22 protein-coding genes and 3 tRNA genes are annotated in these 26,301 nt (G+C 72.3%); 11 read left to right on the plus strand and 14 right to left on the minus strand.

The window, feature by feature from the left end:
• Nucleotides 1-79 precede the first annotated feature (79 nt).
• From purL to purS, 3 genes are read right to left on the minus strand one after another with little or no spacing between them, the layout of a single operon-like run.
• The gene (gene purL / locus AB0C96_RS12335; RefSeq protein ID WP_362916507.1) at nucleotides 80-2,359 is read right to left on the minus strand and encodes a phosphoribosylformylglycinamidine synthase subunit PurL; all 2,280 of its coding nucleotides are present in this window, start codon (nucleotides 2,357-2,359) and stop codon (nucleotides 80-82) included.
• Nucleotides 2,359-3,039: a phosphoribosylformylglycinamidine synthase subunit PurQ gene (gene purQ, locus AB0C96_RS12340; RefSeq protein ID WP_362916400.1), complete on the minus strand. Its 681-nt coding sequence runs from the start codon at nucleotides 3,037-3,039 to the stop codon at nucleotides 2,359-2,361. The genes purL and purQ overlap by 1 nt, the downstream gene beginning before the upstream one ends.
• On the minus strand, nucleotides 3,036-3,299 hold the full coding sequence (gene purS, locus AB0C96_RS12345) for a phosphoribosylformylglycinamidine synthase subunit PurS (protein WP_362916402.1): 264 nt from the start codon (nucleotides 3,297-3,299) through the stop codon (nucleotides 3,036-3,038). Before purS ends, purQ begins: the two co-directional genes overlap by 4 nt.
• Nucleotides 3,300-3,598: 299 nt before the next feature.
• Between purS and AB0C96_RS12350 the strand changes: the two genes are divergently transcribed.
• The 8 genes from AB0C96_RS12350 to AB0C96_RS12385 all read left to right on the plus strand — a co-directional run bounded on the left by AB0C96_RS12350 (nucleotide 3,599) and on the right by AB0C96_RS12385 (nucleotide 8,415).
• On the plus strand, nucleotides 3,599-3,919 hold the full coding sequence (locus AB0C96_RS12350) for an Lsr2 family protein (protein WP_362916404.1): 321 nt from the start codon (nucleotides 3,599-3,601) through the stop codon (nucleotides 3,917-3,919).
• A gap of 119 nt (nucleotides 3,920-4,038) precedes the next feature.
• Nucleotides 4,039-4,110: transfer RNA gene (locus tag AB0C96_RS12355), tRNA-Gly, on the plus strand.
• 75 nt (nucleotides 4,111-4,185) lie between these two features.
• Nucleotides 4,186-4,258, plus strand: a tRNA-Gly gene (locus AB0C96_RS12360).
• 170 nt (nucleotides 4,259-4,428) lie between these two features.
• Nucleotides 4,429-5,493 (plus strand): ABC transporter ATP-binding protein, encoded by a 1,065-nt coding sequence (locus AB0C96_RS12365; RefSeq protein WP_362916406.1) that lies wholly within the window; start codon nucleotides 4,429-4,431, stop codon nucleotides 5,491-5,493.
• Complete coding sequence (locus AB0C96_RS12370) at nucleotides 5,490-6,308, plus strand: ABC transporter permease (protein ID WP_362916408.1); 819 nt, start codon at nucleotides 5,490-5,492, stop codon at nucleotides 6,306-6,308. Before AB0C96_RS12365 ends, AB0C96_RS12370 begins: the two co-directional genes overlap by 4 nt.
• Before the next feature lie 97 nt (nucleotides 6,309-6,405).
• Nucleotides 6,406-7,668 (plus strand): histidine kinase, encoded by a 1,263-nt coding sequence (locus tag AB0C96_RS12375; RefSeq protein ID WP_362916410.1) that lies wholly within the window; start codon nucleotides 6,406-6,408, stop codon nucleotides 7,666-7,668.
• Nucleotides 7,665-8,285 (plus strand): response regulator transcription factor, encoded by a 621-nt coding sequence (locus AB0C96_RS12380; RefSeq protein WP_362916412.1) that lies wholly within the window; start codon nucleotides 7,665-7,667, stop codon nucleotides 8,283-8,285. The genes AB0C96_RS12375 and AB0C96_RS12380 overlap by 4 nt, the downstream gene beginning before the upstream one ends.
• Nucleotides 8,286-8,339: 54 nt before the next feature.
• Nucleotides 8,340-8,415 (plus strand) — tRNA-Gly (locus tag AB0C96_RS12385).
• A 134-nt stretch (nucleotides 8,416-8,549) separates the two neighbouring features.
• Here AB0C96_RS12385 and AB0C96_RS12390 read toward each other — a convergent pair.
• From AB0C96_RS12390 to purD, 4 genes are all read right to left on the minus strand, one after another.
• Nucleotides 8,550-9,464 (minus strand): phosphoribosylaminoimidazolesuccinocarboxamide synthase, encoded by a 915-nt coding sequence (locus AB0C96_RS12390; protein WP_362916414.1) that lies wholly within the window; start codon nucleotides 9,462-9,464, stop codon nucleotides 8,550-8,552.
• Nucleotides 9,465-9,559: 95 nt separating this feature from the next.
• Complete coding sequence (locus AB0C96_RS12395) at nucleotides 9,560-11,038, minus strand: N,N-dimethylformamidase beta subunit family domain-containing protein (protein ID WP_362916416.1); 1,479 nt, start codon at nucleotides 11,036-11,038, stop codon at nucleotides 9,560-9,562.
• A 289-nt stretch (nucleotides 11,039-11,327) separates the two neighbouring features.
• Nucleotides 11,328-13,118 carry a hypothetical protein gene (locus AB0C96_RS12400; RefSeq protein WP_362916509.1) on the minus strand — a complete coding sequence of 597 codons (1,791 nt, stop codon included), beginning with the start codon at nucleotides 13,116-13,118 and terminating at the stop codon, nucleotides 11,328-11,330.
• Nucleotides 13,119-13,558: 440 nt separating this feature from the next.
• Nucleotides 13,559-14,872, minus strand: a complete 1,314-nt coding sequence (purD, locus tag AB0C96_RS12405) for a phosphoribosylamine--glycine ligase (RefSeq protein WP_362916418.1) — start codon at nucleotides 14,870-14,872, stop codon at nucleotides 13,559-13,561.
• Nucleotides 14,873-15,270: 398 nt separating this feature from the next.
• Between purD and AB0C96_RS12410 the strand changes: the two genes are divergently transcribed.
• Complete coding sequence (locus AB0C96_RS12410) at nucleotides 15,271-16,032, plus strand: SLATT domain-containing protein (RefSeq protein ID WP_362916420.1); 762 nt, start codon at nucleotides 15,271-15,273, stop codon at nucleotides 16,030-16,032.
• Between the two features lie 99 nt (nucleotides 16,033-16,131).
• On the opposite strand, the gene AB0C96_RS12415 is transcribed toward AB0C96_RS12410, so the two are convergent.
• From AB0C96_RS12415 to AB0C96_RS12430, 4 genes are all read right to left on the minus strand, one after another.
• Nucleotides 16,132-16,782: a hypothetical protein gene (locus AB0C96_RS12415; RefSeq protein WP_362916422.1), complete on the minus strand. Its 651-nt coding sequence runs from the start codon at nucleotides 16,780-16,782 to the stop codon at nucleotides 16,132-16,134.
• Nucleotides 16,783-16,905: 123 nt separating this feature from the next.
• On the minus strand, nucleotides 16,906-17,574 hold the full coding sequence (locus AB0C96_RS12420; protein WP_362916424.1) for a GntR family transcriptional regulator: 669 nt from the start codon (nucleotides 17,572-17,574) through the stop codon (nucleotides 16,906-16,908).
• Nucleotides 17,575-17,715: 141 nt separating this feature from the next.
• Nucleotides 17,716-19,080, minus strand: coding sequence for an aspartate aminotransferase family protein (locus AB0C96_RS12425; RefSeq protein WP_362916425.1), 1,365 nt, complete (start codon nucleotides 19,078-19,080; stop codon nucleotides 17,716-17,718).
• Between the two features lie 195 nt (nucleotides 19,081-19,275).
• A complete protein-coding gene (locus tag AB0C96_RS12430; protein ID WP_362916427.1) occupies nucleotides 19,276-20,070 on the minus strand; it encodes a VTC domain-containing protein in 795 nt (264 codons plus the stop codon).
• A 396-nt stretch (nucleotides 20,071-20,466) separates the two neighbouring features.
• Here AB0C96_RS12430 and AB0C96_RS12435 point away from each other — a divergent pair, with 396 nt between their 5' ends.
• Nucleotides 20,467-22,251 carry a serine/threonine-protein kinase gene (locus AB0C96_RS12435; protein ID WP_362916429.1) on the plus strand — a complete coding sequence of 595 codons (1,785 nt, stop codon included), beginning with the start codon at nucleotides 20,467-20,469 and terminating at the stop codon, nucleotides 22,249-22,251.
• Between the two features lie 18 nt (nucleotides 22,252-22,269).
• Here AB0C96_RS12435 and AB0C96_RS12440 read toward each other — a convergent pair whose 3' ends face one another.
• Entirely contained in the window at nucleotides 22,270-22,857 is a 588-nt protein-coding gene (locus AB0C96_RS12440; RefSeq protein WP_362916431.1) for a Uma2 family endonuclease, read from the minus strand.
• Between the two features lie 171 nt (nucleotides 22,858-23,028).
• Nucleotides 23,029-24,315, minus strand: coding sequence for an adenylosuccinate synthase (locus AB0C96_RS12445; RefSeq protein WP_362916433.1), 1,287 nt, complete (start codon nucleotides 24,313-24,315; stop codon nucleotides 23,029-23,031).
• Nucleotides 24,316-24,521: 206 nt separating this feature from the next.
• Between AB0C96_RS12445 and AB0C96_RS12450 the strand changes: the two genes are divergently transcribed.
• Nucleotides 24,522-25,610, plus strand: a complete 1,089-nt coding sequence (locus AB0C96_RS12450; RefSeq protein ID WP_362916435.1) for a hypothetical protein — start codon at nucleotides 24,522-24,524, stop codon at nucleotides 25,608-25,610.
• Nucleotides 25,611-25,760: 150 nt separating this feature from the next.
• Here AB0C96_RS12450 and AB0C96_RS12455 read toward each other — a convergent pair whose 3' ends face one another.
• Nucleotides 25,761-26,282, minus strand: a complete 522-nt coding sequence (locus AB0C96_RS12455) for a MarR family transcriptional regulator (RefSeq protein ID WP_362916511.1) — start codon at nucleotides 26,280-26,282, stop codon at nucleotides 25,761-25,763.
• Nucleotides 26,283-26,301: the final 19 nt, after the last annotated feature.

Consider the following 26,301-nt stretch of genomic DNA (forward strand, 5'->3'; position numbering starts at 1 on the left):
CGACGGCGCAACGGCCCGCCGGGCGGACCGGCGGGCCGTTGCGTCACGGGCGGGGTCCCGGGCGGGCCGGGAGCCTCGTTCAGGCGATCAGGTTCGGGATCGTCGCCTCGTGGGCGTCCTTCAGCTCGCTCAGCGGGATGCTGAACTGCCCCTGGACGTCGATCTCTTCGCCGTCCACCACACCGATCCGGGTGGCCGGCAGCCCCCGCGCGCCGCACATGTCGGTGAAGCGGAGCTCCTCGCTCCGCGGGACCGCGACGACCGCGCGCCCCGCCGACTCCGAGAAGAGGAGGACGAACGGGTCCAGACCGTCCGGGACCACCAGACGGGCGCCCTTGCCGCCGCGCAGGCACGACTCCACCAGGGCCTGGATCAGACCGCCGTCGGACAGGTCGTGCGCGGCGTCGACCATGCCGTCGCGCGAGGCCGAGATCAGGATCTCCGCCAGCAGCTGCTCGCGGGCCAGGTCGACCTTCGGCGGCAGACCGCCGAGGTGGTCGTGCACCACCTGCGACCAGGCCGAACCGCCCAGCTCCTCGCGGGTGTCGCCGAGGAGGTAGAGGAGGTGGCCCTCGTCCGCGAACGCGATCGGGGTGCGGCGGTTGACGTCGTCGATGACACCGAGCACCGCGACGACCGGCGTCGGGTGGATCGCCACGTCCCCGGTCTGGTTGTAGAGCGAGACGTTGCCGCCGGTGACCGGGGTGCCGAGGGTCTGGCAGGCGTCCGCGAGACCACGGGTGGCCTCGGCGAACTGCCACATCACCGCCGGGTCCTCGGGCGAGCCGAAGTTCAGGCAGTCGGAGACCGCCAGCGGCTTGGCACCGGAGGCGGCCACATTGCGGTACGCCTCGGCCAGCGCCAGCTGCGCACCCGCGTACGGGTCGAGCTTGGCGTACCGGCCGTTGCCGTCGGTGGCCACCGCGACACCGAGGTTCGAGTCCTCGTCGATCCGCACCATGCCGGAGTCCTCCGGCTGTGCGAGCACGGTGTTGCCCTGCACGAAGCGGTCGTACTGGTCGGTGATCCACGCCTTGGAGGCCTGGTTGGGCGAGGCCACCACCTTCAGGACCTGCGCCCGCAGCTCCTCGGCGCCGGCCGGCCGGGCGAGCGCGTTCGCGTCGTCCGCCTGGAGGGCGTCCTGCCAGGACGGCCGCTCGTAGGGGCGGTGGTAGACCGGGCCCTCGTGGGCCACGGTCCGCGGCGGGACGTCCACGATCTGCTCGCCGTGCCAGAAGATCTCCAGCTGCGAGCCGTCCGTCACCTCACCGATGACGGTCGCGATGACGTCCCACTTCTCGCAGATCTCCATGAAGCGGTCGACGTTGCCGGGCTCGACGATCGCGCACATCCGCTCCTGCGACTCGCTCATGAGGATCTCCTCGGGCGAGAGGGAGGAGTCGCGCAGCGGCACGGTGTCCAGCTCGACCCGCATACCGCCGGAACCGGCCGAGGCCAGCTCGCTGGTGGCGCAGGACAGCCCGGCGCCACCGAGGTCCTGGATGCCGGTGACCAGGTTCGCCTTGAAGATCTCCAGGGTGCACTCGATGAGCAGCTTCTCCTGGAAGGGGTCGCCGACCTGCACGGCGGGCCGCTTGGCCGGCTTGCTGTCGTCGAACGTCTCCGAGGCCAGTACGGACACGCCGCCGATGCCGTCGCCGCCGGTCCGGGCGCCGTAGAGGATCACCTTGTTGCCGGCGCCGGACGCCTTGGCGAGGTGGATGTCCTCGTGCTTCATCACGCCCACGCAGAGCGCGTTGACCAGCGGGTTCCCCTGGTAGCAGGGGTCGAAGACGACCTCGCCGCCGATGTTGGGCAGGCCCAGGCAGTTGCCGTAGCCGCCGATGCCCGCGACCACGCCCGGCAGGACGCGCTTGGTGTCGGGGTGGTCGGCGGCGCCGAACCGCAGCGGGTCCATCACGGCGACCGGCCGGGCGCCCATCGCGAGGATGTCGCGCACGATGCCGCCGACGCCGGTGGCCGCGCCCTGGTAGGGCTCGATGTACGAGGGGTGGTTGTGCGACTCGACCTTGAAGGTGACCGCGTAGCCCTGGCCGACGTCGACGACACCGGCGTTCTCCCCGATGCCGACGAGCAGGGCGTCGTTCTCCGGGGCCTTCTCGCCGAACTGCTTCAGGTGCACCTTGCTGCTCTTGTACGAGCAGTGCTCCGACCACATCACGGAGTACATGGCGAGCTCGGCACCGGTCGGACGGCGGCCGAGGATCTCGCGGATGCGCTCGTACTCGTCCTGCTTGAGCCCCAGTTCGGCCCAGGGCTGCTCGACCTCGGGGGTCTTCGCTGCGTGCTCGACGGTGTCCAGGCTGTGCTTCATGGTGCCTTCGCTTCGCTCGGCCATCATGCGTTGACCAGCTTCTTCAGGATCGAGGTGAAGAATCCGAGGCCGTCGGTACGGCCCGTACCGATCAGCGGCTCGACGGCGTGCTCGGGGTGCGGCATCAGACCGACGACGTTGCCCGCCTCATTGGTGATGCCGGCGATGTCACGGAGCGAGCCGTTGGGGTTGCCGTCCAGGTAGCGGAAGGCCACCCGGCCCTCGGCCTCCAGCATGTCGAGCGTGCGCTCGTCGGCGACGTACCGGCCGTCGATGTTCTTCAGCGGTACGGAGATCTCCTGGCCGGCCGTGTAGTCGGTGGTCCAGGCGGTGTCCGCGTTCTCCACCCGCAGCTTCTGGTCGCGGCAGATGAAGTGCAGGTGGTTGTTGCGCAGCATGGCGCCGGGCAGCAGGTGGGTCTCGGTGAGCACCTGGAAGCCGTTGCAGATGCCGAGGACCGGCATACCGGCCTTCGCCTGCTCGATCACGGTCTCCATCACCGGCGAAAACCGGGAGATGGCCCCGGCCCGCAGGTAATCGCCGTAGGAGAAACCGCCGGGCAGCACCACGGCGTCGACCTGCTTGAGGTCCTTGTCGCGGTGCCACAGCGGCACCGCTTCGGCGCCGGCCACCCGGACCGCGCGCTGGGTGTCGCGGTCGTCGAGCGTGCCGGGGAAGGTGATGACTCCGATCCGCGAGGTCATGAGCCGGCTCCGGCTGACTCCTCGACGCGGACGGTGAAGTCTTCGATGACGGTATTGGCGAGGAAGGTCTCGGCCATCTCGTGGATGCGAGCGAGGGCGGCCTCGTCGACCGGACCCTCCACCTCAAGTTCGAAACGCTTGCCCTGACGGACGTCGGCGATCCCTTCGAAGCCCAGGCGTGGCAGTGCGCGCTGCACCGCCTGGCCCTGAGGGTCGAGGATCTCCGGCTTGAGCATGACGTCGACTACGACGCGTGCCACTGGCACTCCCGGTGGTGTGGTGCGTAAGGCGGTGTCCTCACAGTACCGTGTTCGAAAATCTACGCGCATAGATATCTCGGGCCCCAGATCACGGGCCGGTATCGGCGCAAGCGCGCCCGGGGAAAATCCTCGAAAAGATCGGGAGTCCCGATTGCGGGAAGACACGCTGACAAAATTAACTGGGCTTCACAATGCAATGCCCATCGCTGTACAAATGAAAAAGCATTGATCCCAATCAGCCGGATCCGGAGCATCACCCCATGTCAACAAGGGGTGGCTCCACGAAAGGACCGATATCCGTGGCGCAGCGCGTAGTAGTAACGCTCTCCGATGACATCGACGGAGGAGAAGCCGCAGAGACGGTCACCTTCGGATTGGACGGGAAGTCGTACGAGATCGACCTCAATCCCGCCAATGCGAAGAAACTGCGCGGCGCACTCGCCCCCTTCGTCGAGGCCGGCCGCAAGCGGGCGAAGTCCGGCAAGGCCTACCACCGGACCGCGGTGACCCCCGACCCCGCGGCCGTCCGGGCCTGGGCCCGCTCGAACCAGATGGACGTCCCGCCGCGCGGCCGGATCCCCAAGAAGGTCTACGAGGCCTTCAACGCGGCCAACCGCTAACCGACTTGCCGGCACCGCTCGGGCCGGGCGCAGCGGACTTGCACAGCACCCCCACTGATCAGCTAGAGTCTGGAGCACGCCGAGGGGCGAGGCCGAAAGGCCGGACCTCACGGAGTCACGCGGGTGTAGCTCAGTAGTAGAGCGCCCCCTTTCCAAGGGGGAGGCGCAGTGTGCAATCCCTGTCACCCGCTCTGACAGTCTCGACCACTCCGTTGGATCAGGTAGAGTAGCTGTCGCGCCGCTCGGTGAAAGCCGAGTGGATGCCTGCGGACGTAGCTCAGTTGGTAGAGCGCAACCTTGCCAAGGTTGAGGTCGCGAGTTCGAGCCTCGTCGTCCGCTCAGAAAGAAGGCCCCGGTCATCGCGACCGGGGCCTTCTGCATTTCACCGTTCCCGTGCTCCACACGCCGTCTCCTTGCCCACTCTTCGATCATCGGCAACTGACATTTGTCATCAGCTGCGATGACAGGCCGCACTGCCCGGAAACGCGGGTCGGCGGAACGCTGGAACCATGAACATCGGGGAGAAAAGCACCGGGGGTGCAGGGCACCGCGGCGCCGGCTCGCTATGTGAGCGCGGCGCCGACGTGATCGAGGTCACGGGGCTTCGCAGGTCGTACGGCGACGCCGGCGGGCGTTCGACGCGGGGGCGGGCGCGGGGGCTGGGCGGACACGGTGATCGGGTCCCGCCGGGCAGGCCCACGGGGTTCGAGGCCGTGCGGGGCATCGACTTCTCGGTCGCGCGCGGGGAGCTGTTCGCGCTGCTGGGGACCAATGGCGCGGGCAAGACCTCCACCCTCGAACTGCTGGAGGGGCTGGCCGCGCCCACGGGCGGACGGGTCCGGGTGCTGGGCCATGATCCGTTCCGCGAGCGGGCCGCGGTCCGGCCCCGGGTCGGCGTGATGCTCCAGGAAGGCGGGTTCCCCTCCGAGCTGACGCCCGCGGAGACCCTGCGGATGTGGGCGGGGTGCACCACCGGGGCGCGGCCGGTCCAGGAGGCGCTGTCCCGGGTCGGACTGGAGCGGCGCAAGGACGTACGGGTCAAGCAGCTGTCCGGTGGGGAGCGGCGGCGGCTGGATCTGGCGCTGGCGCTGCTGGGAGAGCCGGAGGTGCTGTTCCTGGACGAGCCCACGACCGGGCTGGACACCGAAGCGCGCCACGCGACCTGGGAACTGGTCCGTGAGCTGCGCGACGGGGGCGCCACGATCGTGCTGACCACGCACTATCTGGAGGAGGCCGAGGAGCTGGCGGACCGGCTGGCGATCCTGCACAACGGGCGGATAGCGGCGTCCGGACATGTCGCGGAGGTCGTCGCCGCGCACCCCTCCCACATCTCCTTCGAGCTGCCCGAGGGCTACCACGTCGGCGACCTTCCCCCGCTGGAGGCGCTGGGCGTCGTCGGCCACGAGACGTCCGGGCGCAGGGTCCGGCTGAGGACCGACGAGCTCCAGCGGACCGCGACCGGAGTGCTGGTCTGGGCGCGGGAAAAGGGGATAGCGCTGGGCGGTCTGGACGTCAGACCGGCATCCCTGGAAGAGGCATTTCTACAGATAGCAAAGGGGCTGGAGAAGGCATGAGGGCAATCGCGCGGGAAGTCAGCGACAATCAGCGCACCGCATCACCGGCGGCAATCGGCCCGACGGCCCGTCTACTCTCCCTGGGGCGCGCGGAGTTGACGCTCCTCGGCCGCAACAAGTCCGCCATGTTCACCACGCTGGTCCTCCCTGTGGCCATGGCGTTCGCCATGAAACGGGCGGTCGAGGGAATGCCGCTGTCCGGTGCGGGGCTCTCGGTCGGAACGGTGCTGCTGCCGGGCACTCTCGGATTCGTCCTGGTCTTCGCCGTCTACGCCAGTCTGACCAGCGCCTATGTGGCCCGGCGCGAGGAGCTGGTCCTCAAACGGCTGCGCACCGGCGAGCTGCGGGATCTGGAAATACTGGCCGGCACCGCCCTGCCCTCGGTGGTCCTGGGGCTGGCGCAGTGCGCCCTGCTGGTGTTCGTGGGCGGCCCGGTCCTGGACGCCGGCCTCCCGTCGGCGCCGCATCTGCTGCTCGCCGGGCTGGCGTTGGGCATGGTCGTGGCCGTCGGGTTCGCAGCGGTGTCCGCACGCCTGACCAGGTCCACCGAAGCGGCCCAGCTCACCGTGCTGCCCCTCATGCTGGTGTCGATGGCGGGGTCCGGGATGGTCGTTCCGCTCGACGTCTACCCGGAGCGGGTGGCCGACGTTCTCGGGCTCCTGCCGCTGTCACCGGCGATGGAGCTGATACGGGCGGGCTGGACGGGCGGCGGGGACGTCAAGCAGACGCTGGGGCACCTGCTCAGCGGTTTGGCCTGGGCCGGGATCGCCTTGTTTGCTGTGCAGCGGTGGTTCCGCTGGGAACCGCGCCGCTAGGAGGTGTCCGCCCCGGATCCACCGGGCGGGCCGCGGCTCCCCGGCGGCGCACGACGCGCGGTGGCGCAATCGGTACGACGGGGGGGGCGAGCAGCACATGAGCAAGTGGGTGCGGGCGATGTGGCGGCGGCGCAGCCGGATGAGCATGGTGGACGCCTACTTCCGCTGGACGCTGTACCTCATTGCCTGGTTTCCGGTGTTCGGCGGGGTGGCGCTGCTCACGGGCACGACGATGGGCCGCACCCTCCCGATCACGCTGATCATGGTGGCCATGGGGCTGAATGTGGCGCAGGGAGTCCTGGCCAAGCCCCTGTTGCACCGCGCCCTGGAGCGGTACCTCAACCGCGGGGCGACCCCGAACCGGCTGCTGGTCGGCTCCGCCGTGCTGACCTTCCTCTCCGAGGCCGCGCTGTTCGCCCTGCTCGCCATCAGCGGGGTCGGCAAGGAGCATCTGGGCAACGCGGCGCTGGCGGTCGCCTCGACCCTGACGCCGTTCTTCATGGCCCAGTGCCTGGTGGTGTCCAAGCGGAGGTTCCTGGCAACGCTGTTCGGCACCGCGGCGGGGCAGACGCTGTTGCTCCTGCCGTACACGCGCTCCTTGCCCATATCTCTGACGCTGGCGGGCCTGGTGCTCTTCGCGGGCGGATGGGCCTTGGGAATGGCGCGGCCCACGGGCTGGCTGCTCGCCGTCATCGGGCAGCTGGACGCAGCGCGCGCCACCGCCTCTCGGCTCGCGGTCGCCGAGGAACGGCTGCGGTTCGGCCGGGATCTGCACGATGTGATGGGACGGAATCTGGCGGTGATCGCGCTGAAGAGCGAGCTGGCCGTGCAGCTGGCCCGCCGGGAGCAGCCGGAGGCGGTTACACAGATGGTGGAGGTGCAGCGGATCGCCCAGGAGTCGCAGCGCGAGATACGGGAGGTGGTGCGCGGCTACCGCAAGGTCGATCTCCAGGCGGAGTTGGCCGGGGCCCGCTCGATACTGCGCGCGGCCGGCGTCGACTGCCGTATCGAGGGCGGGGAGGGCCTGCGGTTGCCGGAGGAGGTGGAGTCGGCGCTCGGCTGGGTCGTCCGTGAAGGCACCACGAACGTGCTGCGGCACGCCGCCGATGTCCGCAGCTGTGCGCTGCGCACCCGGATCGACCCGGAGCGCTCGGTGCTCGTGATGACCATGGAGAACGACGGGGTCGGCGATCCGCGGGACGGGGCGACCGCCACCGGGGCCCTTCCCGGCAGCGGTCTGAAGGGGCTGCGGGAACGGCTCCAGCCCCTGGGCGGGACCCTGGTCTCGGGCCCGGCCCGCAAGGGCTCGTACCGGCTGACGGTCGAGCTGCCGATGACGACGACAGGGGTGACGGGGTGAGCGAGGGGGCGGTGATCCGGGTGTTGCTGGCGGACGACGAGCACCTGATCCGGGGAGCGCTGGCGGCGCTGCTGTCGCTGGAGGACGATCTGCTGGTGGTCGCGCAGGCGGCGACGGGTCCGGAGGCGCGGGCGATGGCCCGGGCCCATCGTCCGGACGTGGCGGTGCTGGATCTTCAGATGCCGGGGGCGGACGGTGTGGCGGTGGCCACATCCCTGCGCAGTGAAGTGCCGGAGTGCCGGTCCATGATCGTGACGAGTCACGGCCGGCCGGGACACCTGAAGAGGGCGCTGGAGGCCGGGGTCCGGGGGTTCGTACCGAAGACCGTGTCGGCCCAGCGGCTGGCGGAGATCATCCGCACCGTCCACGCCGGGAACCGCTATGTGGACCCGGAGTTGGCTGCGGATGCGATCAGCGCCGGGGAGTCGCCGCTGACGGTCCGGGAGGCGGAGGTGTTGGAGTGCGCGGAGGCGGGGGCGCCGATCGCGGAGATCGCCGGGCGGACCTCGTTGTCTCCGGGGACGGTGCGGAACTACCTCTCGTCGGCGACCGCGAAGCTGGGCGCGGAGAACCGCCATGCGGCGGCGCGTCTCGCACGCGAGCGAGGTTGGCTATAGTGGACCCCGCACCGCGCGGTGACGGGTCCCTTCGAGGAGCCAGGCGCGGAGCATGCGGACGTAGCTCAGTTGGTAGAGCGCAACCTTGCCAAGGTTGAGGTCGCGAGTTCGAGCCTCGTCGTCCGCTCCAGATGGAAAAAGGGCCCCGGTCGATGACCGGGGCCCTTTTCGTGCGGGGCCCCCTTCGTGAGGGCCCCCTTGATGTGGGGCCCCCTTGGTGAGGGGCCCCTTCGCGTGGGTCGCTCCCGTCGGACGGGCGGCGGGTTATGACCAGCTGTCGCCGGTGAGGCGCTCGTAGGCCTCGACGTACTTGGCGCGGGTGCGCTCGACGATCTCCTGCGGGAGCGCGGGCGGCGGCAGCTCGCCCGTACGGTCCCAGGCCGCGGCCGGCGAGGTCAGCCAGTCGCGGACGAACTGCTTGTCGAAGGAGGGCTGGGCGCGGCCCGGCTCCCACTGGTCGGCGGGCCAGTAGCGCGAGGAGTCCGGCGTGAGGACCTCGTCGGCGAGGGTCAGCACCGGCTCGCCCCCGGAGCGCTCGTCGAAGCCGAACTCGAACTTGGTGTCGGCCAGGATGAGGCCCCGTTCGCGGGCGATGTCGCGGGCCCGGCCGTAGATGGCGAGGGTGGCCTCGCGCAGCTGGGCGGCGACGTCGGCACCGACCTGGCGGGCGGTCTCCTCGAAGGAGACGTTCTCGTCGTGGTCGCCGACGGCGGCCTTGGTGGCCGGGGTGAAGATCGGCGTGGGGAGTTCGGAGCCGTCGGTGAGGCCCTCGGGGAGCTCCAGACCACAGACCGTACGGGACCGGCGGTACTCGACGAGGCCGGAGCCGGCGAGGTAGCCGCGGGCCACGCACTCGACGGGGACCATCCGCAGCGATGTGCAGACCAGGGTGCGGCCCGCCCAGTCGGCGGGGGCGCCGGCCGGGACATCGGTGGAGAGGACGTGATGGGGCGCCAGGTCGGAGAGCTGGTCGAACCACCACAGGGACAGCTGGGTGAGCACCCGGCCCTTGTCGGGGATCTCGGTGGGCAGCACCCAGTCGTAGGCGGAGGTGCGGTCGCTGGCAACCATGATCAGGTCGCCGGCGGCGTTCTGGTAGAGGTCGCGCACCTTGCCGGTGTGGAGGTGGGTGAGCCCCGGGACCTCCACGGGCTCAGGCTTTTCTACGAAACCGGACACGCTTCCTCCGCGTAGGTTGATCCAGGAGTCGTTCCGATTCTCCCGTATGCGGAAGGCCGGCGTCCCACGGGGGCCGGCTGCCCTCCCGAGATCCCCTAGTCGCGTTTGCAGATGCGGTCGAGGAGGTTGGCGGTGGCGCGCTGGATACGCTGGTCGACATGGCCGGGGCGGTCGAGCGCCGGGGACCAGGCGAAGGTGCCGGAGGCGAAGACCAGGGCGCCGCTGGGGGAGCGGTAGAGGGAGGTCTCCTGATGGCGGCGGGTGCCCTCACCGTCGTGGTACGGGGAGTGGGCGAGCAGGATGCGGCGGGTGTGCTCGGGGAGGCTGGTGCGCGGGAAGTAGCGGTCGGCCTCGCCGGCGACCAGGCCGGGGAGCTCATCGCCTTCGTGGGCGCCGGTGGCCTCCCACAGCCAGTGGCCGGCGTTGCGGACGACCATGGGAGCGGGTTCGGGGACCCGGCCGGCGTACTGGATGCCCATCAGCCGCTGCTCGGGGTTGCCGAGCTCGCGCCAGAGGGCGGGGCGGCCGGGCCCCTGGCGTTTACGACAGTTGAGCAGCGAGTCCGGGCCCGAGGGCGACGGGGAGAGTTCGACCTGCCAGTACATGGTGTTGGCGGAGAGGAACACCAGGGAGGTGCCGGTGTCGCGGGCGAGCTCGACCGTGCGGCGCATGGGCACCGACCAGTACTCGTCGTGGCCGGGGAAGACCAGGCCCCGGTAGCGGGAGGGGTCGACCCGGCCGGCGTGCAGGTCGCGGGCGTCCGCGTAGGCCAGGTCGTAGCCGTAGCGCTCGGCCCAGCGGATGAAGTCGTAGGCGTGGCCGACATGGAGGGGCAGGCCGGCGCCGGCGTAGGGGCGGTCGAAGGAGACGGTGGTGGCGGCGTCCCGCTCGCCGAGCAGGGCGCCCTTCTCGTCCCAGGCGTGGTAGAGGCTGGCGCCGGTGCGGCCGTCCTCCGGGTAGAGGTTGTAGGCCTGCCAGGTGATGTCGGGCAGCAGCAGGAGCAGGTCGGCGGGGGTGTCGTCGCGGACCGTGAAGGGGATGTGGGAGCGGTAGCCGTCGGCGGTGGTCAGCACCGCGACATAGGCCCCGAGCTGCCAGTACGTCGGCACCTGGAGGCGCCAGGACAGCCACCAGTGGTGGCAGGAGACGGTGCGGTCGACGGTCAGCGGGGGCGGTTGGACGATGCCGGAGAGCCGCGGACTGGTGGTGATCTTGGCGGCTCCGGCACCGCCGTAGTGGCCGATGCGGTAGACGTCGATGCTGAACGGCTGCGGCGGGTCGACCGAGACCCGGAAGTCGATGGCGTCGCCGGGGGCCACCGCGCCGGTGCCGGCGAAGCCCTTGATCTGACGGTGGACGTCGTCGGCGGTGCGCGGGCCGTTGTGCTTGCGGGGAGCGGGCACCCGCAGATCGCCCTGGGCCACGGCGGGGTCGACGTACCAGGGGATGATGCGGCCGGAGTCGAAGTAGTTCTCGCTGCCGCGCAGCCAGGGCAGTGGTCCCTGTCCGAACGGGTCCGTGACCGCGTGGGCGAGGGCGCCCGACTCCCAGCGCCTGATCTGTTCCGTCGCCACCTTCCACTCCCCTCCCGCGTCCCCCACTGGCCGCGGCCGATCGGGCCGGCCTCTACCTCCGACTGAGCGAACCCGGCCACCCCCAGCACATCACATTACGCACTCGCTTCGTCACCCTTCGTCGTGAATTTAGATGCACTTGCCCCGAAACACGAACTGGAAGAGAACATTCAGCCGGGAATCCGGAACACTGCGGGTGACCCTCCCGCACGCCCGTTCGCAGGTCGGCGCGGCCGCCGGCGCGGGGACGGGCGCGGGCCCCGGCGCACGGTCCGGCCCGCCGACCGGCTCATACCAGCCGGACCGGCTTCTCGGGGCGCACGCCGACCGTCGTCAGCCAGCCGCGGAGCGGTTCCGCATCACCGTCGTCGACCAGGCTGAGCACCGGGCGACCGAGGTCGACCCGGCGGGCGCCGTCGACCAGCAGCGCCGGGCCGTCCAGCCAGTCGAGGCCGGGGGCGGCACCGGCGGTGTCGACGGCGGCGCAGCAGACCATCGCCGTGACGTGGTCCGCGAGCAGCTCACGGCCGGTGCGGGGCGGCTGGAGCGGGAACAGCGGGAGGCCGCCCTCGAAGAGACCGTCGCCCCAGGCCACGCCCGCCGCGGTGTCCTGTGTCGCGCGGTCGCCGCCGGCCGCCTGACGCGCCGCCTCCTCGCGCTCCTCCCTCTCGACCTCCGCGCCCAGCCGCGCGGCGACCAGGTCGCCGGCGCGCTCGTCGTGGGCGAGCCGGTCGATGACCCGGGCCAGGGTCGGCCCCGGCGCCGCCGGCTCGTCGGCGCGAGGGTCCGCGGGGGCCGCCGGGGGCTCTGCCGGGCGGCCGTCGCCGGACGGCCGGCCCGCGGGGCGGCCACCCACGGGGGTACGGGCCGCGGTGCCGGCGTACGTCAGGGGCGGGGCGGCCGGAGCGGGGTCCGGGGTCGCGGCGGGGGTGGGCGGGAGCGGCGTGGCCGGGAGTTCGTCGAGGACGCGGTGGAGGCGGGCGGCCTCCAGGCGCCACTTCCGGTCCACGACCTCTTCGGGGTACTGGTTCCAGCCGACCGGAGACCAGTCGGGGCCCGGTTCGGCCGGGCCGCCGTGGAAGAGGCGGGCGGCCAGCAGGGAGGCGGCGCGGTCGATGGCGCCCGGCTCCTCCAAGAGGTCGCAGGCGGGGCGCTCGCCCAGGCGGGAGGCGAAGCCGTCGGCGAGGCGGTCGCGGCGGGAGAGCTCGGTGAGCGCGGAGACCACGCCGGCGTCCAGCCGGGACGGCCAGCGGCCCATCCGCCAGGCGGGCAGCGCGACCCGGGTCAGCAGCCGGTCCCACCCCGCGTAGGCGAGGCCGACCTGCTCCTGGGCGACGATCCGCAGGCCGTAGTCGACGGTCTGGGCGCGCTCGGAGGCGGCGGCCGCGACGGCCCGCTCCATGATCGTGGCGTGTTCGCGGCAGGCCCGCAGCAGCAGCCGGGCCACCCGGCCGGCGAAGCGGAGCGCCGGGCCGCGCAGCGGGCCCCGAGCGCGGGCGGCCACCGCGACCGCGGCGTCCAGGCCGCGGATGAAGCGGCGGGCCGCGGCTATGTCGGGGTGCGCGGACGGGCCGGTGCCGGCGACGACCGGGGCCAGCAGGGCGCGCAGTTCGGCGACCCGCATCCACCACAGGAACGGCGAGCCGATCACCAGGACCGGGGCCTCGTGGCCCGCCCGGCGGGCCTGGTCCGTGGTGCGCCGGCCGCGGCGGGGCGGGCCGTGGGCGCGGTGTGTACGGTCCTCCAGCCAGCTGTCGCAGTCCGGCGTGAGCGCTATTGCGGACGGTGCGGGGACCCCGAGCCGGTCGGCGAGGTCACGGACCAGGCGGTACAGGTCGGGGGCCGCCTTCTCGGAGATCGGCACCGAGGGGCTGAGCGCCGGCCTGGCGCGTACGACGACTCCGGTGACCAGCGTCGCGAGCAGCAGGCTGAGCACGGCGGTGGCCCCGACGACCCAGCCGGCCAGGTCCCAGCCACCGCCGGCGCCGAGATGGCCGGTCGCCCGGCCGGCGGACAGCACCACCGCCACGGCCGCGGGCACCAGTGCCACCGCCAGTGCCGTGCCGCGGATCCGCAGCACGGCGAGGGCACGGGCATGCGCCGCCAGGACGCCTGTTTCCGGACTTGCCACGAGCCTGTACACCCCCTGCTGTCCTGATGGAGCCGGACGAGAGAACACGGGACGGACGCCTTCGAACATTGCGGTTGTGTGTGCGAGCGAGCTCGCACACCACCACTGTGGCACTGGCCACTGACATCGCAATGCCGGTGGGCCACTTGCCGGACGCCCCGGCGGCAGCCGTGCCGAAGAACGGCGCGGAAAACCGCAGAGCGCTTGCGCCGCACCCTAGTTGGGGGTGTTGGTCTCGTCAGCCGGAATCTGGCGTGGTCACTCGATGGAATGGCTTTGGGTAAAGCCGGGAACCCGTGACCAGCGGTGCGGACCGGGCGTACGACCGCTGTGGCATCGGCGTCGTCGTACGCCCCGTCCCTCCGGGGGTGGTGCCTCTGCGGCGCGCGTCAGGCGCCCGCCGCCGCGTCCGCGACCTTGGCGGCGATGTCCGTGCGGTGCTGGGAGCCGTCCAGGGAGATCCGGCCCACGGCGCGGTAGGCGCGCTGCCGGGCGGTGGTGAGGTCGGCGCCGGTGGCGGTGACGGACAGCACCCGGCCGCCCGCGCTGAGCACCGCGCCCGCCTCGTCCCGCTTGGTGCCGGCGTGCAGGACGTACGCGTCCGGGGCGTCCTGCTCGGCGACCTCGGCCAGCCCCTCGATGGCGTCGCCGGTGCGCGGGGTGCCCGGGTAGTTGTGGGAGGCGATGACGACCGTCACGGCGGCGTCGTCGCTCCAGCGCAGCGGCGGCAGCGCGGCGAGGTCGCCGGTGGCGGCGGCGTGCAGCAGACCGCCGAGCGGGGTCTTCAGACGGGCGAGCACGACCTGGGTCTCCGGGTCGCCGAAGCGGGCGTTGAACTCGATCACCCGCACCCCGCGCGAGGTGATCGCCAGGCCCGCGTAGAGCAGCCCGGAGAACGGGGTGCCGCGGCGGCGCAGCTCGTCGACGGTGGGCTGGAGAACGGTGGCCATGACCTCGTCGACCAGCTTGGGGTCGGCCCACGGCAGCGGGCTGTAGGCGCCCATCCCGCCGGTGTTGGGGCCCTGGTCGCCGTCGTAGGCGCGCTTGAAGTCCTGGGCGGGCTGTAGCGGGACGACGGTCTCGCCGTCGGTGACCGCGAAGAGCGACACCTCCGGGCCGTCGAGGAACTCCTCGATGACGGCCCGCCCCTCGCCCGCCTCCACCTCGGACGGAGTCGCTTCGCGACGCTGTGCCACGCAGGCCAGCGCGTGGGCGCGGGCGGCCGCGACGTCCTCGGTGACGACGACGCCCTTGCCGGCCGCCAGCCCGTCGTCCTTGACGACGTACGGCGCCCCGAAGGCGTCCAACGCCTCGTCGATCTCGTCCGGGGTGGTGCAGACGTAGCTGCGGGCGGTGGGCACCCCGGCGGCCGCCATCACGTCCTTGGCGAAGGCCTTGGAGCCCTCCAGCTGCGCGGCCCGGGCCGACGGGCCGAAGACCGGGATGCCGCGGTCGCGCACCGCGTCCGCGACGCCCGCCACCAGGGGGGCCTCGGGGCCGACGACGACCAGGTCGGCCTCCAGGCCGGCCGCGAGTTCGGCGACGGCCGCGCCGTCGAGGGCGTCGACCCCGTGCAATTCGGCCACCTCGGCGATGCCGGCGTTGCCGGGAGCGCAGTGCAGCGCGGTGACGTCGGGGTCGAGAGACAGAGAGCGGCACAGGGCGTGTTCGCGGGCGCCGCCGCCGATGACGAGGACCTTCACGGTGGCAGCCTAGACGAATGCACCAACGGGCCGGACGCCGGGCGTGCCCCGATCGCACAAGGACGTGCCCGATCGCACGAGGGCGGGCGGCGGCCGGAATCCGCCGGGCGCCGTCCCCGACCCCGGTGGCAACCCTTTCGAGTGAGATGACCGATGGCCCTATATCCGATCGTGCACCACTTCTGGGCGGAAATAGCGTGATCTTGCGGCCGAGGCCAACCGTTCGGCGGTAGGAAAGGGGCTGCGCACAACGGCCGTCGCCTTATGTCCCGTGTGCACCGCAGTACGTCATGTCCCGCGTGCACCGCGGTCGTCCGCGCCGCGGGTATCCGCACCGCGGTCGTCCGCACCGCACGTATCCGCACCGAGCGCAGAGAACGTAGAGAGGGAGTGCACGGGTGAACCAGCCGGAGATGCAGCCCGACGGGCCCCCTCGGGAGAGCGGCCGCCCGGCTCGGCAGAACGGGAGCCGGCGCCGCGGCCGGCCGGATCTCGCCGGGCGGGCGTTCCCGGGCGGCGACTGGGCCGAGCCGGCCGACCGGCTGGACGCGCTCTACCTGTGGACCGAGCAGGGCGCGCTGCGCACCGCCGGCTGGTACCTGCACGACCGGGTGGGCAAGCGGCGCGGTGCGCGGGCGCTGCGGATGGGGGCCGCGGCCGGGGTGACGGGGGGCGGGGTGCTGGCGCTGCTGGATCTGGCCGGGGTCTGGCGGGGCGGGGAGCCCTGGGGCTGGTTGGCACTGCTGTTGGCGGCGGTGTGCGTGGGCTGCGACCGTTACTTCGGGGTGACGGCCGGCTGGATGCGGGACCTGGCGACGGCCCAGGCGATCCACCGGCGGCTGGAGACATTGCAGTTCGACTGGGCCACCGAGGGCGTGCGCGAGGTGCTCGGACCGACCGAGGGCACCGCGAGCGAGGCGGCGGAGCGCTGTCTGGGGGTGCTGCGGCGGTTCCACGAGGACCTCGGGGAGCTGGTGCGCGCCGAGACGGCCGACTGGATGGCGGAGTTCCGGGCCGGTCCGGCGCCGCAGGCCGCCCAGGCCGTGGTGCCGTGGGTGGCGCCGCGGCCGGAGGGCGCGGGGCAGCCGGGGCGGTTCGCGGTGCCGCACCGCGCCCGGCCGAACATGCCGCGGCAGCGGCCGCCGGAGCACGGGCGGTAGGCGGGCGTGGCGCCACCCGCCCGCCACTCGCCCGTCACCCGACCACCGCCCCTCAGCCTCGGCGCCCCGCGCCGCCCCGCTCCTCCCGCGCGCTCCGGATCAGCTGAAGACGATCATGGAGCCCTGGCCCAGGCTCCTGGTGGCGGCCGCGTGCAGGCCGAGCCACACATGACGCTCCCGGGCGAACGGACCGTCGTCCAGGGGCGCCGCGCCCGCCCGCTCCTCCAGGGAGGTGGGGCCGGCCGGCGGCGCCGGCGCGGCCGGCGGATTGGCCGGATCGATACCCAGGGCCGGCGCGACCAGTTCGAGGTCGCGGAGCAGACCGTGCGAGGACCCCAACGGGCCGCCGCCCTCCAGGAGTTCGTCGTTGCCGAGCGGATGCGGGAAGTCGACCGGGACGTACGCGCCGGCGTGGTCGTAGTGCCACACCAGGTGCGACTGCTGCGCGGTGGTCTCGAACATCTCCAGCAACTGCTCGTAGTCGCCGCCCAGTTCGTCGACCGGGGTCACTTCCAGGCCGCACAGGCGCAGCAGGTAGGCGCGGCGCAGGAAGTGCAGCGCGTCGTAGTCGAAGCCGGCGATGGGGGCCACGTCGCCGGACAGGCCCGGCATGTAGCTGAAGACCGGGACCGGCGGCAGTCCCGCCTCCGTCAGGGCCTTGTCGTAGGCGGCGATCTCTTCGGAGAACGGGTTGTCGGGGCTGTGGCACAGCACATCGACGAGAGGTACCAGCCACAGGTCACATGCCACGGGTGAGGACTCGCTTCCGGTCGGGGACGGGGACACCGGCGCACGTACAGCTACGGGTACGGCCCATTACGGCCGAGTCGGGACAGCGTAGTGCCAGCCGCGCCGTCCCACGAGGGTGTGTGCTCACCCCACGAGCGCCAGGGAGTGCTCGTTGTACTCGGCGATCAGCCGCTGGGCCGCGGCGAGGTCGTGGCGGACCAGGGCGTCGGCCAGCGCGCCGTGGCCCTGCCACAGATGGCCCTTGAGGTCGGGGTGGCGGCGCAGCAGCGGGACCACGAACATCCAGGTCTGGATGCGGATCCGATCGAGGAAGTCGCTGATGTAGGCGTTGTTCACGATGCTGCTCAGCTCGCGCCAGAACCGCAGGTCGTAGCCGATCAGCACGTCGAGGTCGCCGGCCCGTGCGGCCCGCTCGGCCTCCTCGGCGCGGCGCCGGATGGAGATCAGCACCTGGGCGGGGGTGGCGCGCAGCGCCCGCTCCGCGCCGCTGCGGAAGATCCCCTCGATGATCAGGGTGCGGGCCTCGACCATGGCGCGGAAGTCGTCGGCGGTGAAGGCGTGCACCTTGAAGCCACGGTGCTGTTCGACGTCGAGCAGGCCCTGGGCGCACAGGTCGAGCAGCGCCTCGCGCACCGGGGTCGCGGAGACACCGTACTGGTCGGCGATCTCCTTGACGGTGAACGGGTGGCCGCAGGGCAGCCGGCCGGCCAGCACCTCGTCGCGCAGCGCATCGGCGATCTGCTGGCGCAGGGTGCTGCGACGTATGACTGAACTGTCTCCGCCGGCGGCCATCGTGTGCGTCTCCTTCGACGTCCATGACCGCGCAGATGGGAGCGGCCCCCGCCCACGATAGGCGAGGGCCGCCCGGTGCTGCCGCCCGCGGTGGCCGTGACCTGGTGTTCCGGCCGGGGTGCGGAAGGGCTGCGGGGCGCTTCAGCCCACGTGTGCGTCCGCCGTCGTCAGGGCCTCGTCAAGGGCGGCCAGTCCCTCCTTGGCCTCGGCCTCGGTGATCGTGCAGGCCGGGACGACGTGCGTACGGTTCATGTTCACGAACGGCCAGATCCCGCCGCGCTTGCAGGCCGCGGCGAATTCGGCCATCGGAGCGTTGGCGGCGCCGGAGGCGTTGTAGGGCACCAGCGGCTCGCGGGTCTCCGGGTTCCTGACCAGGTCCAGGGCCCAGAAGACGCCCAGGCCGCGGACCTCGCCGACGGACGGGTGCCGCTCGGCGATCTCCCGCAGGCCCGGTCCGATGACCTTCTCGCCGATCTCGGCGGCGTTCTCCACGATCCGCTCCTCGGCCATCGCGTTGATCGTCGCCACGGCGGAGGCACAGGCCAGCGGGTGGCCGGAGTACGTCAGACCGCCCGGGTACGGCCGCTGGTCGAAGGTCGCGGCGATCTCGGCGCTGATCGCCACACCACCCAGCGGGACGTAGCCGGAGTTGACGCCCTTGGCGAAGGTCAGCAGGTCGGGCGTGACGCCGAAGTGGTCGGCGGCGAACCACTCACCGGTGCGCCCGAAGCCCGCCATCACCTCGTCCAGGATGAAGACGATGCCGTAGCGGTCGCAGATCTCACGGACGCCGGCGAGGTAGCCGGGCGGCGGCACCATGATCCCGGCGGTGCCGGGCACGGTCTCCAGGATGATCGCGGCGATGGACTGCGGGCCCTCGAAGGCGATGGTCTGCTCCAGGTGCGCGAGGGCGCGCTCGCACTCCTGCTGCTCGTTCTCGGCGTGGAACGGCGAGCGGTACAGGAACGGGCCCCAGAAGTGCACCACGCCGGCCGAGGCGGTGTCGGAGGGCCAGCGGCGGGGGTCGCCGGTCAGGTTGATCGCGGCGGCGGTGGCGCCGTGGTACGAGCGGTAGGCGGACAGCACCTTGGCGCGTCCGGTGTGCAGCCGGGCCATCCGGACCGCGTTCTCCACGGCCTCCGCGCCGCCGTTGGTGAAGAAGATCTTGTCGAGGTCCCCGGGGGTGCGCTCGGCGATCAGCCGGGCCGCCTCGGACCGGACGTCCACCGCGAAGCCCGGTGCGATGGTGCAGAGCTTCGCGGCCTGCTCCTGGATCGCGGCGACGACCTTGGGGTGCTGGTGGCCGATGTTGGTGTTGACCAGCTGGGAGGAGAAGTCGAGGTAGCGGTTGCCGTCGTAGTCCCAGAAGTACGAGCCCTCGGCGCCGGCGATCGGCAGCGGGTCGATCAGGCCCTGCGCGGACCAGGAGTGGAAGACATGGGCGCGGTCGTCGGCCTTCACGGCCGCGCCGGCTGCGGGGTCGGCGGCGGGGTGCGTCGTGGTCACGGTCAGTACCTCGGATCGGGTCGCTCGGGTCCGCCGAGGGATGGGCACGGCGAACATCCTCAGCCTAGGGATCAGCGCCCTTTGTCCGGTACCGACAGTGTGTATGGCCCTCACCACCACCACGGACAGAATGTCGGCGGGGCTGTAGGAAGCTCCAGGGCGGGCCGGCCCCCGCCCCGGCGCGGGGGAGGGCCGTCACACCGCCGAGGGGAACGCCGTCCGCACCGCGACCCGCCGGTGGCCGGCGGTCAAGTGCGGGCGCAGCGCCGACAGCCCGCCGCCGTACTTGGTGAAGTCGGCGGCCCGGATGCCGTAGCCGTGCAGCAGCCGGTCCACCTCGGTGAGCCGGCCGGCGGTCTTGGTCTCGACGAGGACCAGCCCGCCGTCGGCCCGGACCGTACGACCGGTCTCCAGGTCGCGGCAGAGCAGCGCCGCGTCACAGGTGATGCGCTGCCCGTCGGCGACGAGGGTGACCCGGGTGTAGTCGGTCTCGATCGAACGGCCCAGGTCGGTGGGGGCCGCGATGCCGTACGAGCGGTCCAGTACGGAGGCGAGGAAGCCGCGCGGGGCGGTGCCGAGGGCCGTGTCGCCGGGCAGCAGCGGCCGCCGGTGCTTGACCGTCTCGCCGCGCCGCCCCTGGAGCTTGATCTCGAACTGCCGCTCCCCGGTGTCCGCGTAGAGGCGTTCGCGGATCTTGTAGCGCACCCGGAGGCCCCGTCGGTCGTCGTGGAAGGAGCGCAGGTCGGGGGTGTCGTAGTAGACGGAGCAGTAGCGGAACCAGCGGCGCCCGTTGATGCACAGCGCGGCGAACGGACCACCGGGCCGTCGGCGATCGGTGAGCTCGGCCGCGAAGGCGGCGAACACGTCGACGGGGACGAGGTAGCTGCTGCCGAAGCGGGCGAGCAGCTCGGCCCGCGCCTGGACGTCGGCGAGCGGCACGGGGCGCGCGGCCATGGCGGCACGGGCGAGGGCGCGTACGGCGGGGATCACACGGTCTCCTTGGCAGGCGGAGGGACGGGGAGCGTGCGGGACCTGGGGTGCGCGGTGCTCAGGGGTGCGAGCGGGACCTGGGGTGCGCGGTGCTGAGGGGTACGAGCGGACCTGGGGTGCGCGGTGCTGAGGGGTACGAGCGGTATGCGTTCTACGTTCACTCCCCCGGAAAAGTTCCGGGACGCGGAATCCGGTCTCCACAACCGTCAGATCTCGGCCGCCGTCCGCCCGTTGGCCGACCGGTTCGGCATCGACCGAGGCACCCGCGCCGCCTGCCGGTGGCCCATCACCCCTGGATATCCTCACCACGGAAGAGGGGCCGCGGGCAGCCACGCACGTATGCGCCTGCGCCCACTCGCCGCCCGCAGGACGTATACGGGGGAGAGGGCGACGGACGTGGAACAGCCAAGACGTGCCGGGCAGCAGGGGCGTTCGGGGCGGCCCGGCGGGCTGGTGCCTCTGGGCGCGCGGGATCCGCAACGGATCGGCGCGTACCGCCTGATCGGGCGGCTCGGCGAGGGCGGGATGGGGCGCGTGTTCCTGGCCCGTTCCGACCGGGGACGGACGGTCGCGGTCAAGCTGGTGCGGGCCGAGCTGGCCGACGAGGAGGAGTTCCGGGACCGGTTCCGGCGCGAGGTGCGGGCCGCGCAGCAGGTCGGCGGCGAGTGGACCGCGCCCGTCCTGGACGCGGATACCGAGGCCGAGACGCCCTGGCTCGCCACGGCCTACATCGCCGGCCCGTCCCTCCAGCAGGTCGTCGGCGGCGGCACACCGCTGCCCGAGCGCACGGTGCGGATCCTGGCGGCCGGGCTGGCCCGTGCGCTGCGGTCGATCCACGCCGCGGGGATCATCCACCGCGACCTCAAGCCGTCCAACGTACTGATCACCATCGACGGGCCCCGGGTCATCGACTTCGGCATCGCCCGGGCGCTGGAGGCGGTGAGCGGCGACGGCGTGACGCGGACCGGCGCGGCGGTCGGCTCGCCCGGATTCATGTCGCCCGAGCAGGTCCGCGGCGAACCGCTCACCCCGGCCTGCGACGTCTTCTCCCTGGGCTCGGTGCTCAACTACGCGGCGACCGGGCGGCAACCGTTCGGGACTGCCGACAGCGCGGCGCACGCGCTGATGTACCGCATCGCCCAGGAGGAGCCCGACCTCTCCACGCTGCCCGGGGGACTGCACGACCTGATCGCCCGCTGCCTGACCAAGGACCCCCAACAGCGCCCCACCACCGACGAGTTGGTGGCTCTGGCCGAGGGGGCGGACGACGGGTCCGGGCCGGGCCCGGACGACGAGCCATGGCTGCCGGGGGCGTTGGTCGCCCGGCTGGGACGGCACGCCGTGGAGCTGCTGGAGGCCGAGAACCCGCACACGGAGGAGCCAAGCGCGGAGCGGGACCGGGACGACGCAGAGCGGGACCGGGACGGCGCGGAGCGGGACCGGGACGGCGCGGAGCCGGCCGGTGCACGGCCGGCCGCCCCGGCGCAGCCCGCCGAGGAACCCGGCCTGCACGCCCTGCCCACCACCGTCTCCCCCACCCCGGTCCCCGACCGCACCCCGCCGACGCCGCCGCCCGCACCCGTCCCGTACGGCCCGACGTCGTACCCGCCGCCCGTCGCCGCCCACGGACACCATCCGCACGCCGCTCCGGCGCCCGCGCCCACCGCGCCCCGACCCCGGCCCCGACCCCGGCGCCGCGGTATCGGCACCGCCCTGCTCACCGTGGTCGCCCTCGCGCTCGCCGGGGCCGGCGCGGCCACCGCGTACACCCTGCTGGGCGACCGTGGCAGCGGGGTGCGGTCGGCGGACGCGCGGGAGGGCGGCATGAGCGGGCAGGCCTCGGCCAAGCCGGCCGCGAACGGCGGGATCCCGGCGGACTACCTGGGCACCTGGGAGGCGACCGTCGGCGACGCCGGCAGCGTGCGGCGCTTCACCCTCACCCAGGGCAGGACCGGCGACACCGTCCTCACCATGACGGCCACCGGTGCCACCTACCGCTGCGAGTTCGCGGCCACCCTGGCCGGCGTCGGGCCCCCGGTCCGGCTCGGCCCGTCCACCGTCGTCTCCGGCTCAAGGGACAGCTGTAGCCCCGGCGAGCCCAGCACCCTGGAGATGGTCGGCGGCAAACTGCGCCGCACCTTCGACGACGGGAAGGCGCTGACGTACCGCAAGACGGGGTGACCGGCACCGAGGCGGGCGTCAGCGGACGTAGTTCTTGAGGATCTCGGTGTCGAGGGTGATGCCGACCGGGTCGGGGAGGGTGACCTCCTTGCCGAAGGGAGCCTCGTGGATGTCGAGGTAGCGGCCTTGCTGCGGGTCCGGGTCGGTGTGGACGACGACAGCGCAGCTGTCCCGATCGATGAGGAGATAGACGGGAATGCCCGCCTCTGCATAGGCAGCCGGCTTTTCCTTCCGGTCGCGGCGGTCGGTGTCCCCGTCGTACGAGGTGACCTCGACGGTCATCAGGACGCCCTCCGGATCGGACCATTCACCGCGCCCTGCGAAGTACCCCTTGGGCGCCAGGACTCCGTCCGGCCGGGCACGGCCTGTGCGATACTCCGCCACCCGAAGGCCGCGGTCGTCCGCGTACAGCCAGATGTCGGGACGGTGCTGCATGCAGCGCTCCTGGAGCCACCTGATGATCTCGCCGTGATCTCCGTCCGGCACGCACTTCTCCTCAATCCGTCCGTTGATGAACTCCAACGTGACGGTCTCGGGCGCGGTGGAGGCGATCTGCTCGAATTCCTCCACCAACATGTGACGCGTGCGCTCGGCCATAACCGTCATGCTGCACTCCTTTCGAGGTGAAAGCCAGTGTTGCCGGGCGCGGTTGGGGCCGATGGGCACTCCGCGACAGGTCACTCGTTCGAGGACACGCGGATACGCGCAGGGGCCCGCCCACCGCCGATGACGGTGCGCGGGCCCCTGGGCCGTGCGGTCTTGCGGGACCTTATGGCCCTACGACAGGAACGAGTTGATCTCGATCGTCTCGTCGCGGCCGGGGCCGACGCCGATCGCGGAGATCGGGGCGCCGGACATCTCCTCCAGCGCCTTGACGTACGCCTGGGCGTTCTTCGGCAGGTCGGAGAAGGTCTTCGCCTGGGTGATGTCCTCGGACCAGCCCGGCAGCATCTCGTAGATCGGCTTGGCGTGGTGGAAGTCGGACTGCGAGTACGGGAGTTCCTCGACACGCCGGCCGTCGATCTCGTACGCGACGCAGACCGGGATCTGCTCCCAGCCGGTCAGCACGTCCAGCTTGGTGAGGAAGAAGTCCGTGAGGCCGTTCACCCGGGTCGCGTAGCGGGCGATGACCGCGTCGAACCAGCCGCAGCGGCGGTCGCGGCCGGTCGTGACGCCGCGCTCGCCACCGATGGTGCGGAGCGCCTCGCCGTCCTTGTCGAACAGCTCGGTCGGGAACGGGCCCGCGCCGACGCGCGTCGTGTAGGCCTTGAGGATGCCGATGACCCGGCTGATCTTCGTCGGGCCGACGCCGGTGCCGGTGCAGGCGCCGCCGGCGGTCGGGTTCGAAGAGGTGACGAAGGGGTACGTGCCGTGGTCGATGTCGAGCAGCGTGCCCTGGCCACCCTCGAAGAGCACGACCTTGTCCTGGTCGAGCGCGTCGTTGAGGATCAGGGTGGTGTCGGCGACGTAGCCCTTGATCTGCTCGGCGTAGCCCAGCAGCTCCTCGACGACCTGGCCGGCCTCGATGGCGCGGCGGTTGTAGAGCTTGGTCAGCAGCTGGTTCTTGACGTCGAGGGCCGCCTCGACCTTCTGGGTCAGGATCGACTCGTCGTAGAGGTCCTGGACCCGGATGCCGACGCGGTTGATCTTGTCGGCGTAGGTCGGGCCGATGCCGCGGCCGGTGGTGCCGATCTTCCGCTTGCCGAGGAAGCGTTCCGTCACCTTGTCGAGCGTCGTGTGGTACGAGGTGATCAGGTGCGCGTTACCGCTGAGCAGCAGCTTGGACGTGTCGACGCCGCGCTCGTTGAGTCCGCTCAGCTCGGAGAGCAGGACCGCCGGGTCGACGACGACGCCGTTGCCGATGACCGGGGTGCATCCCGGCGAGAGGATTCCGGAAGGGAGGAGGTGCAGCGCGTACTTCTGGTCGCCGACGACGACCGTGTGGCCGGCGTTGTTGCCACCCTGGTAGCGCACCACATAGTCAACGGACCCACCGAGCAGATCGGTGGCCTTTCCCTTGCCCTCATCACCCCACTGAGCACCGAGCAGCACAAGTGCGGGCACAGGCGTACACCCCTTCCGGGCGGGGCATGTCCAACGTGCGTGGATGGCGTCGGCGTGCGTGTCCACGCGTCCGTCATCGCTAGAGCCGTCGAACCGGTGCCCCGGAATAGACGAAGCCCCTGGCGCAATAGCGCAAGGGGCTCTTGCACCGAGATGCTACCTGAGGAAGGACCGAGGTGTCGGCGCAGCCTTCTGGGCACTCTCCCGTGGACTCCGTTCGGGGGTACCCCCTGCTCGTGGTCATCGACCCGCTCGCCCGCAGTACCGACGGCGAATCCGTACGCATCGCGAAGGATGTCCTGTGTGCGGGCGCGGGGGCGAAGATCTGCCTTCCGGAGGGGCCCGAGGAATTCGCCCGCATCCTGGCCCGACGGGGACAGCGGCGGCCGGTGGTGATCGGCGACGACCGTGCGTTGCTGCGGGTCGTGGGGTTGCTGCACAAGGAGCGGGAGCTGGCGAGGGTGCCGGTGTCGGTGGTTCCGGTGGGGGCGCCGGCGGCGGTCGCGCTGAGCCGGGCGCTGGGAGTGCCGACGGACACGGTGGCCGCCGCACGGGCGGTGCTGGACGGTGGCGAACGGCCGATGGACCTGCTCACGGACGACAGCGACGGGATCGTGCTGGGCGGGCTACAGATTCCGTGCGGGCGGGACGGCGGGCGTGGCGGCGGGCGCGACAGCGCACCTGACCGGCGAGGACCGGGCGGGGACCGGCGGCCCGGGAACGGCGCGGTGGCGCCGGGGACGACCGGACCGGCCGGGGCCGCGGGCCCGGCGGACGCCTGGCATCCGGTGACCGCGCCGGGCGGCTCGGCGGACGGCCTCGATCGGCACCGACCGTGGTGGCAGCCGGCCACGCGGACCGCCCGTACGGCGCTGTCGTTGCTGGCGCCGACGAACGGACGGTGGGCGTCCCCGCGCGCGGGAGGGTCCCCCGAGCACGGGGGAGAAGCCGAGGACGGGGGAGGGCGGCGCGCCCGGATCCCGGGCCAGCGGCTGCGGATCGAGGCAGACGGGGTGCTGCTGGCGGACCTGGACCGGCCGGTGCGCGGGGTGTCGGTCGTGCCGGGCGGAGCAGCCGGGGCGCCGGAGTCCGCGGCGGGCGGGGACCGGCAGCTGGCCGAGGTCGTGGTGCACTGGCCGGGCGAGGGGCGACCGATACGAACCCGGGCGCGGGCGGTGACGGTCTCCGGCGCGGACTTCCACTACCGGGCGGACGCGACGGTCGGTGGGCCGGTCAGGACCCGCACCTGGACCGTGCAGCCGGGCGCCTGGCGGCTCCAACTGCCCCGGGGCTGAGGCCGGGGGCGAGGGACCCCGAGGCCGGAAGCGGGAGCCGGAAGCGGGTGCCGAGAGCGGGGGCCGGGGCCGGGGCCGGAAGCGGGAGCAGGGAACGGGAGAGCAGGGCCGAGGCCAGGGCCGAGGCCGGGGCCGGGGCGCCCGGCGGGCTCAGCCCTCGGCCTCGTCGTACTCGGCGCGCAGCTGGTCGCGGTACTCGCGCCAGCGCTCCAGCATCGTGGGCAGCTCCTTCTGGAGGAAGTCGAAGAAGACCAGCGTCTCGTTCAGGCGGCGCCCGGCGGGCGAGTCCTTGCCGAGGCTCTCCACGCCCTCGCGCAGGGTGCTCTCCCAGCGGGTGAGCACGCTCTCCCGGCGCGTCAGGGCCTCGTACCACTGGTCGCTGTGGACGCGGTAGCGGTCGCGGCGGGAGCCGGGCTCGCGCTCCCGGCTGACCATGTCGACCTGGGAGAGGTAGCGGACCGCGCCGGAGACCGCGGCGGGGCTGATCTGGAGGCGCTCCCCCAGCTCGGCCGAGGTCAGCACGCCGGAGTCGGAGGCGAGCAGGCAGGCGAAGACGCGGGCCGGCATGCGCGCCATCCCCGCCTCGACCATCTGGGCGGCGAAGCGCTCGACGAACGTCGAGATCGCCTCCTCCGCACGCGTGTCGTCGCCCTGCTGCCGCTGCTCGCTCATGTCCGCCATCTCTGCATCA

This window comes from Streptomyces sp. NPDC048506 (assembly GCF_040651315.1).
Classification (GTDB): domain Bacteria; phylum Actinomycetota; class Actinomycetes; order Streptomycetales; family Streptomycetaceae; genus Streptomyces.

Excerpts from the sequence above, each read along its gene's own strand:
- AB0C96_RS12440 (WP_362916431.1), bottom strand. The coding sequence starts at position 22,857 with ATGACGGTTATGGCCGAGCGCACGCGTCACATGTTGGTGGAGGAATTC.
- AB0C96_RS12455 (WP_362916511.1), bottom strand. The coding sequence starts at position 26,282 with ATGAGCGAGCAGCGGCAGCAGGGCGACGACACGCGTGCGGAGGAGGCG.
- purQ (WP_362916400.1), bottom strand. The coding sequence starts at position 3,039 with ATGACCTCGCGGATCGGAGTCATCACCTTCCCCGGCACGCTCGACGAC.
- AB0C96_RS12375 (WP_362916410.1), top strand. The coding sequence starts at position 6,406 with ATGAGCAAGTGGGTGCGGGCGATGTGGCGGCGGCGCAGCCGGATGAGC.
- AB0C96_RS12420 (WP_362916424.1), bottom strand. The coding sequence starts at position 17,574 with ATGGCCGCCGGCGGAGACAGTTCAGTCATACGTCGCAGCACCCTGCGC.
- purL (WP_362916507.1), bottom strand. The coding sequence starts at position 2,359 with ATGGCCGAGCGAAGCGAAGGCACCATGAAGCACAGCCTGGACACCGTC.
- AB0C96_RS12370 (WP_362916408.1), top strand. The coding sequence starts at position 5,490 with ATGAGGGCAATCGCGCGGGAAGTCAGCGACAATCAGCGCACCGCATCA.
- AB0C96_RS12365 (WP_362916406.1), top strand. The coding sequence starts at position 4,429 with ATGAACATCGGGGAGAAAAGCACCGGGGGTGCAGGGCACCGCGGCGCC.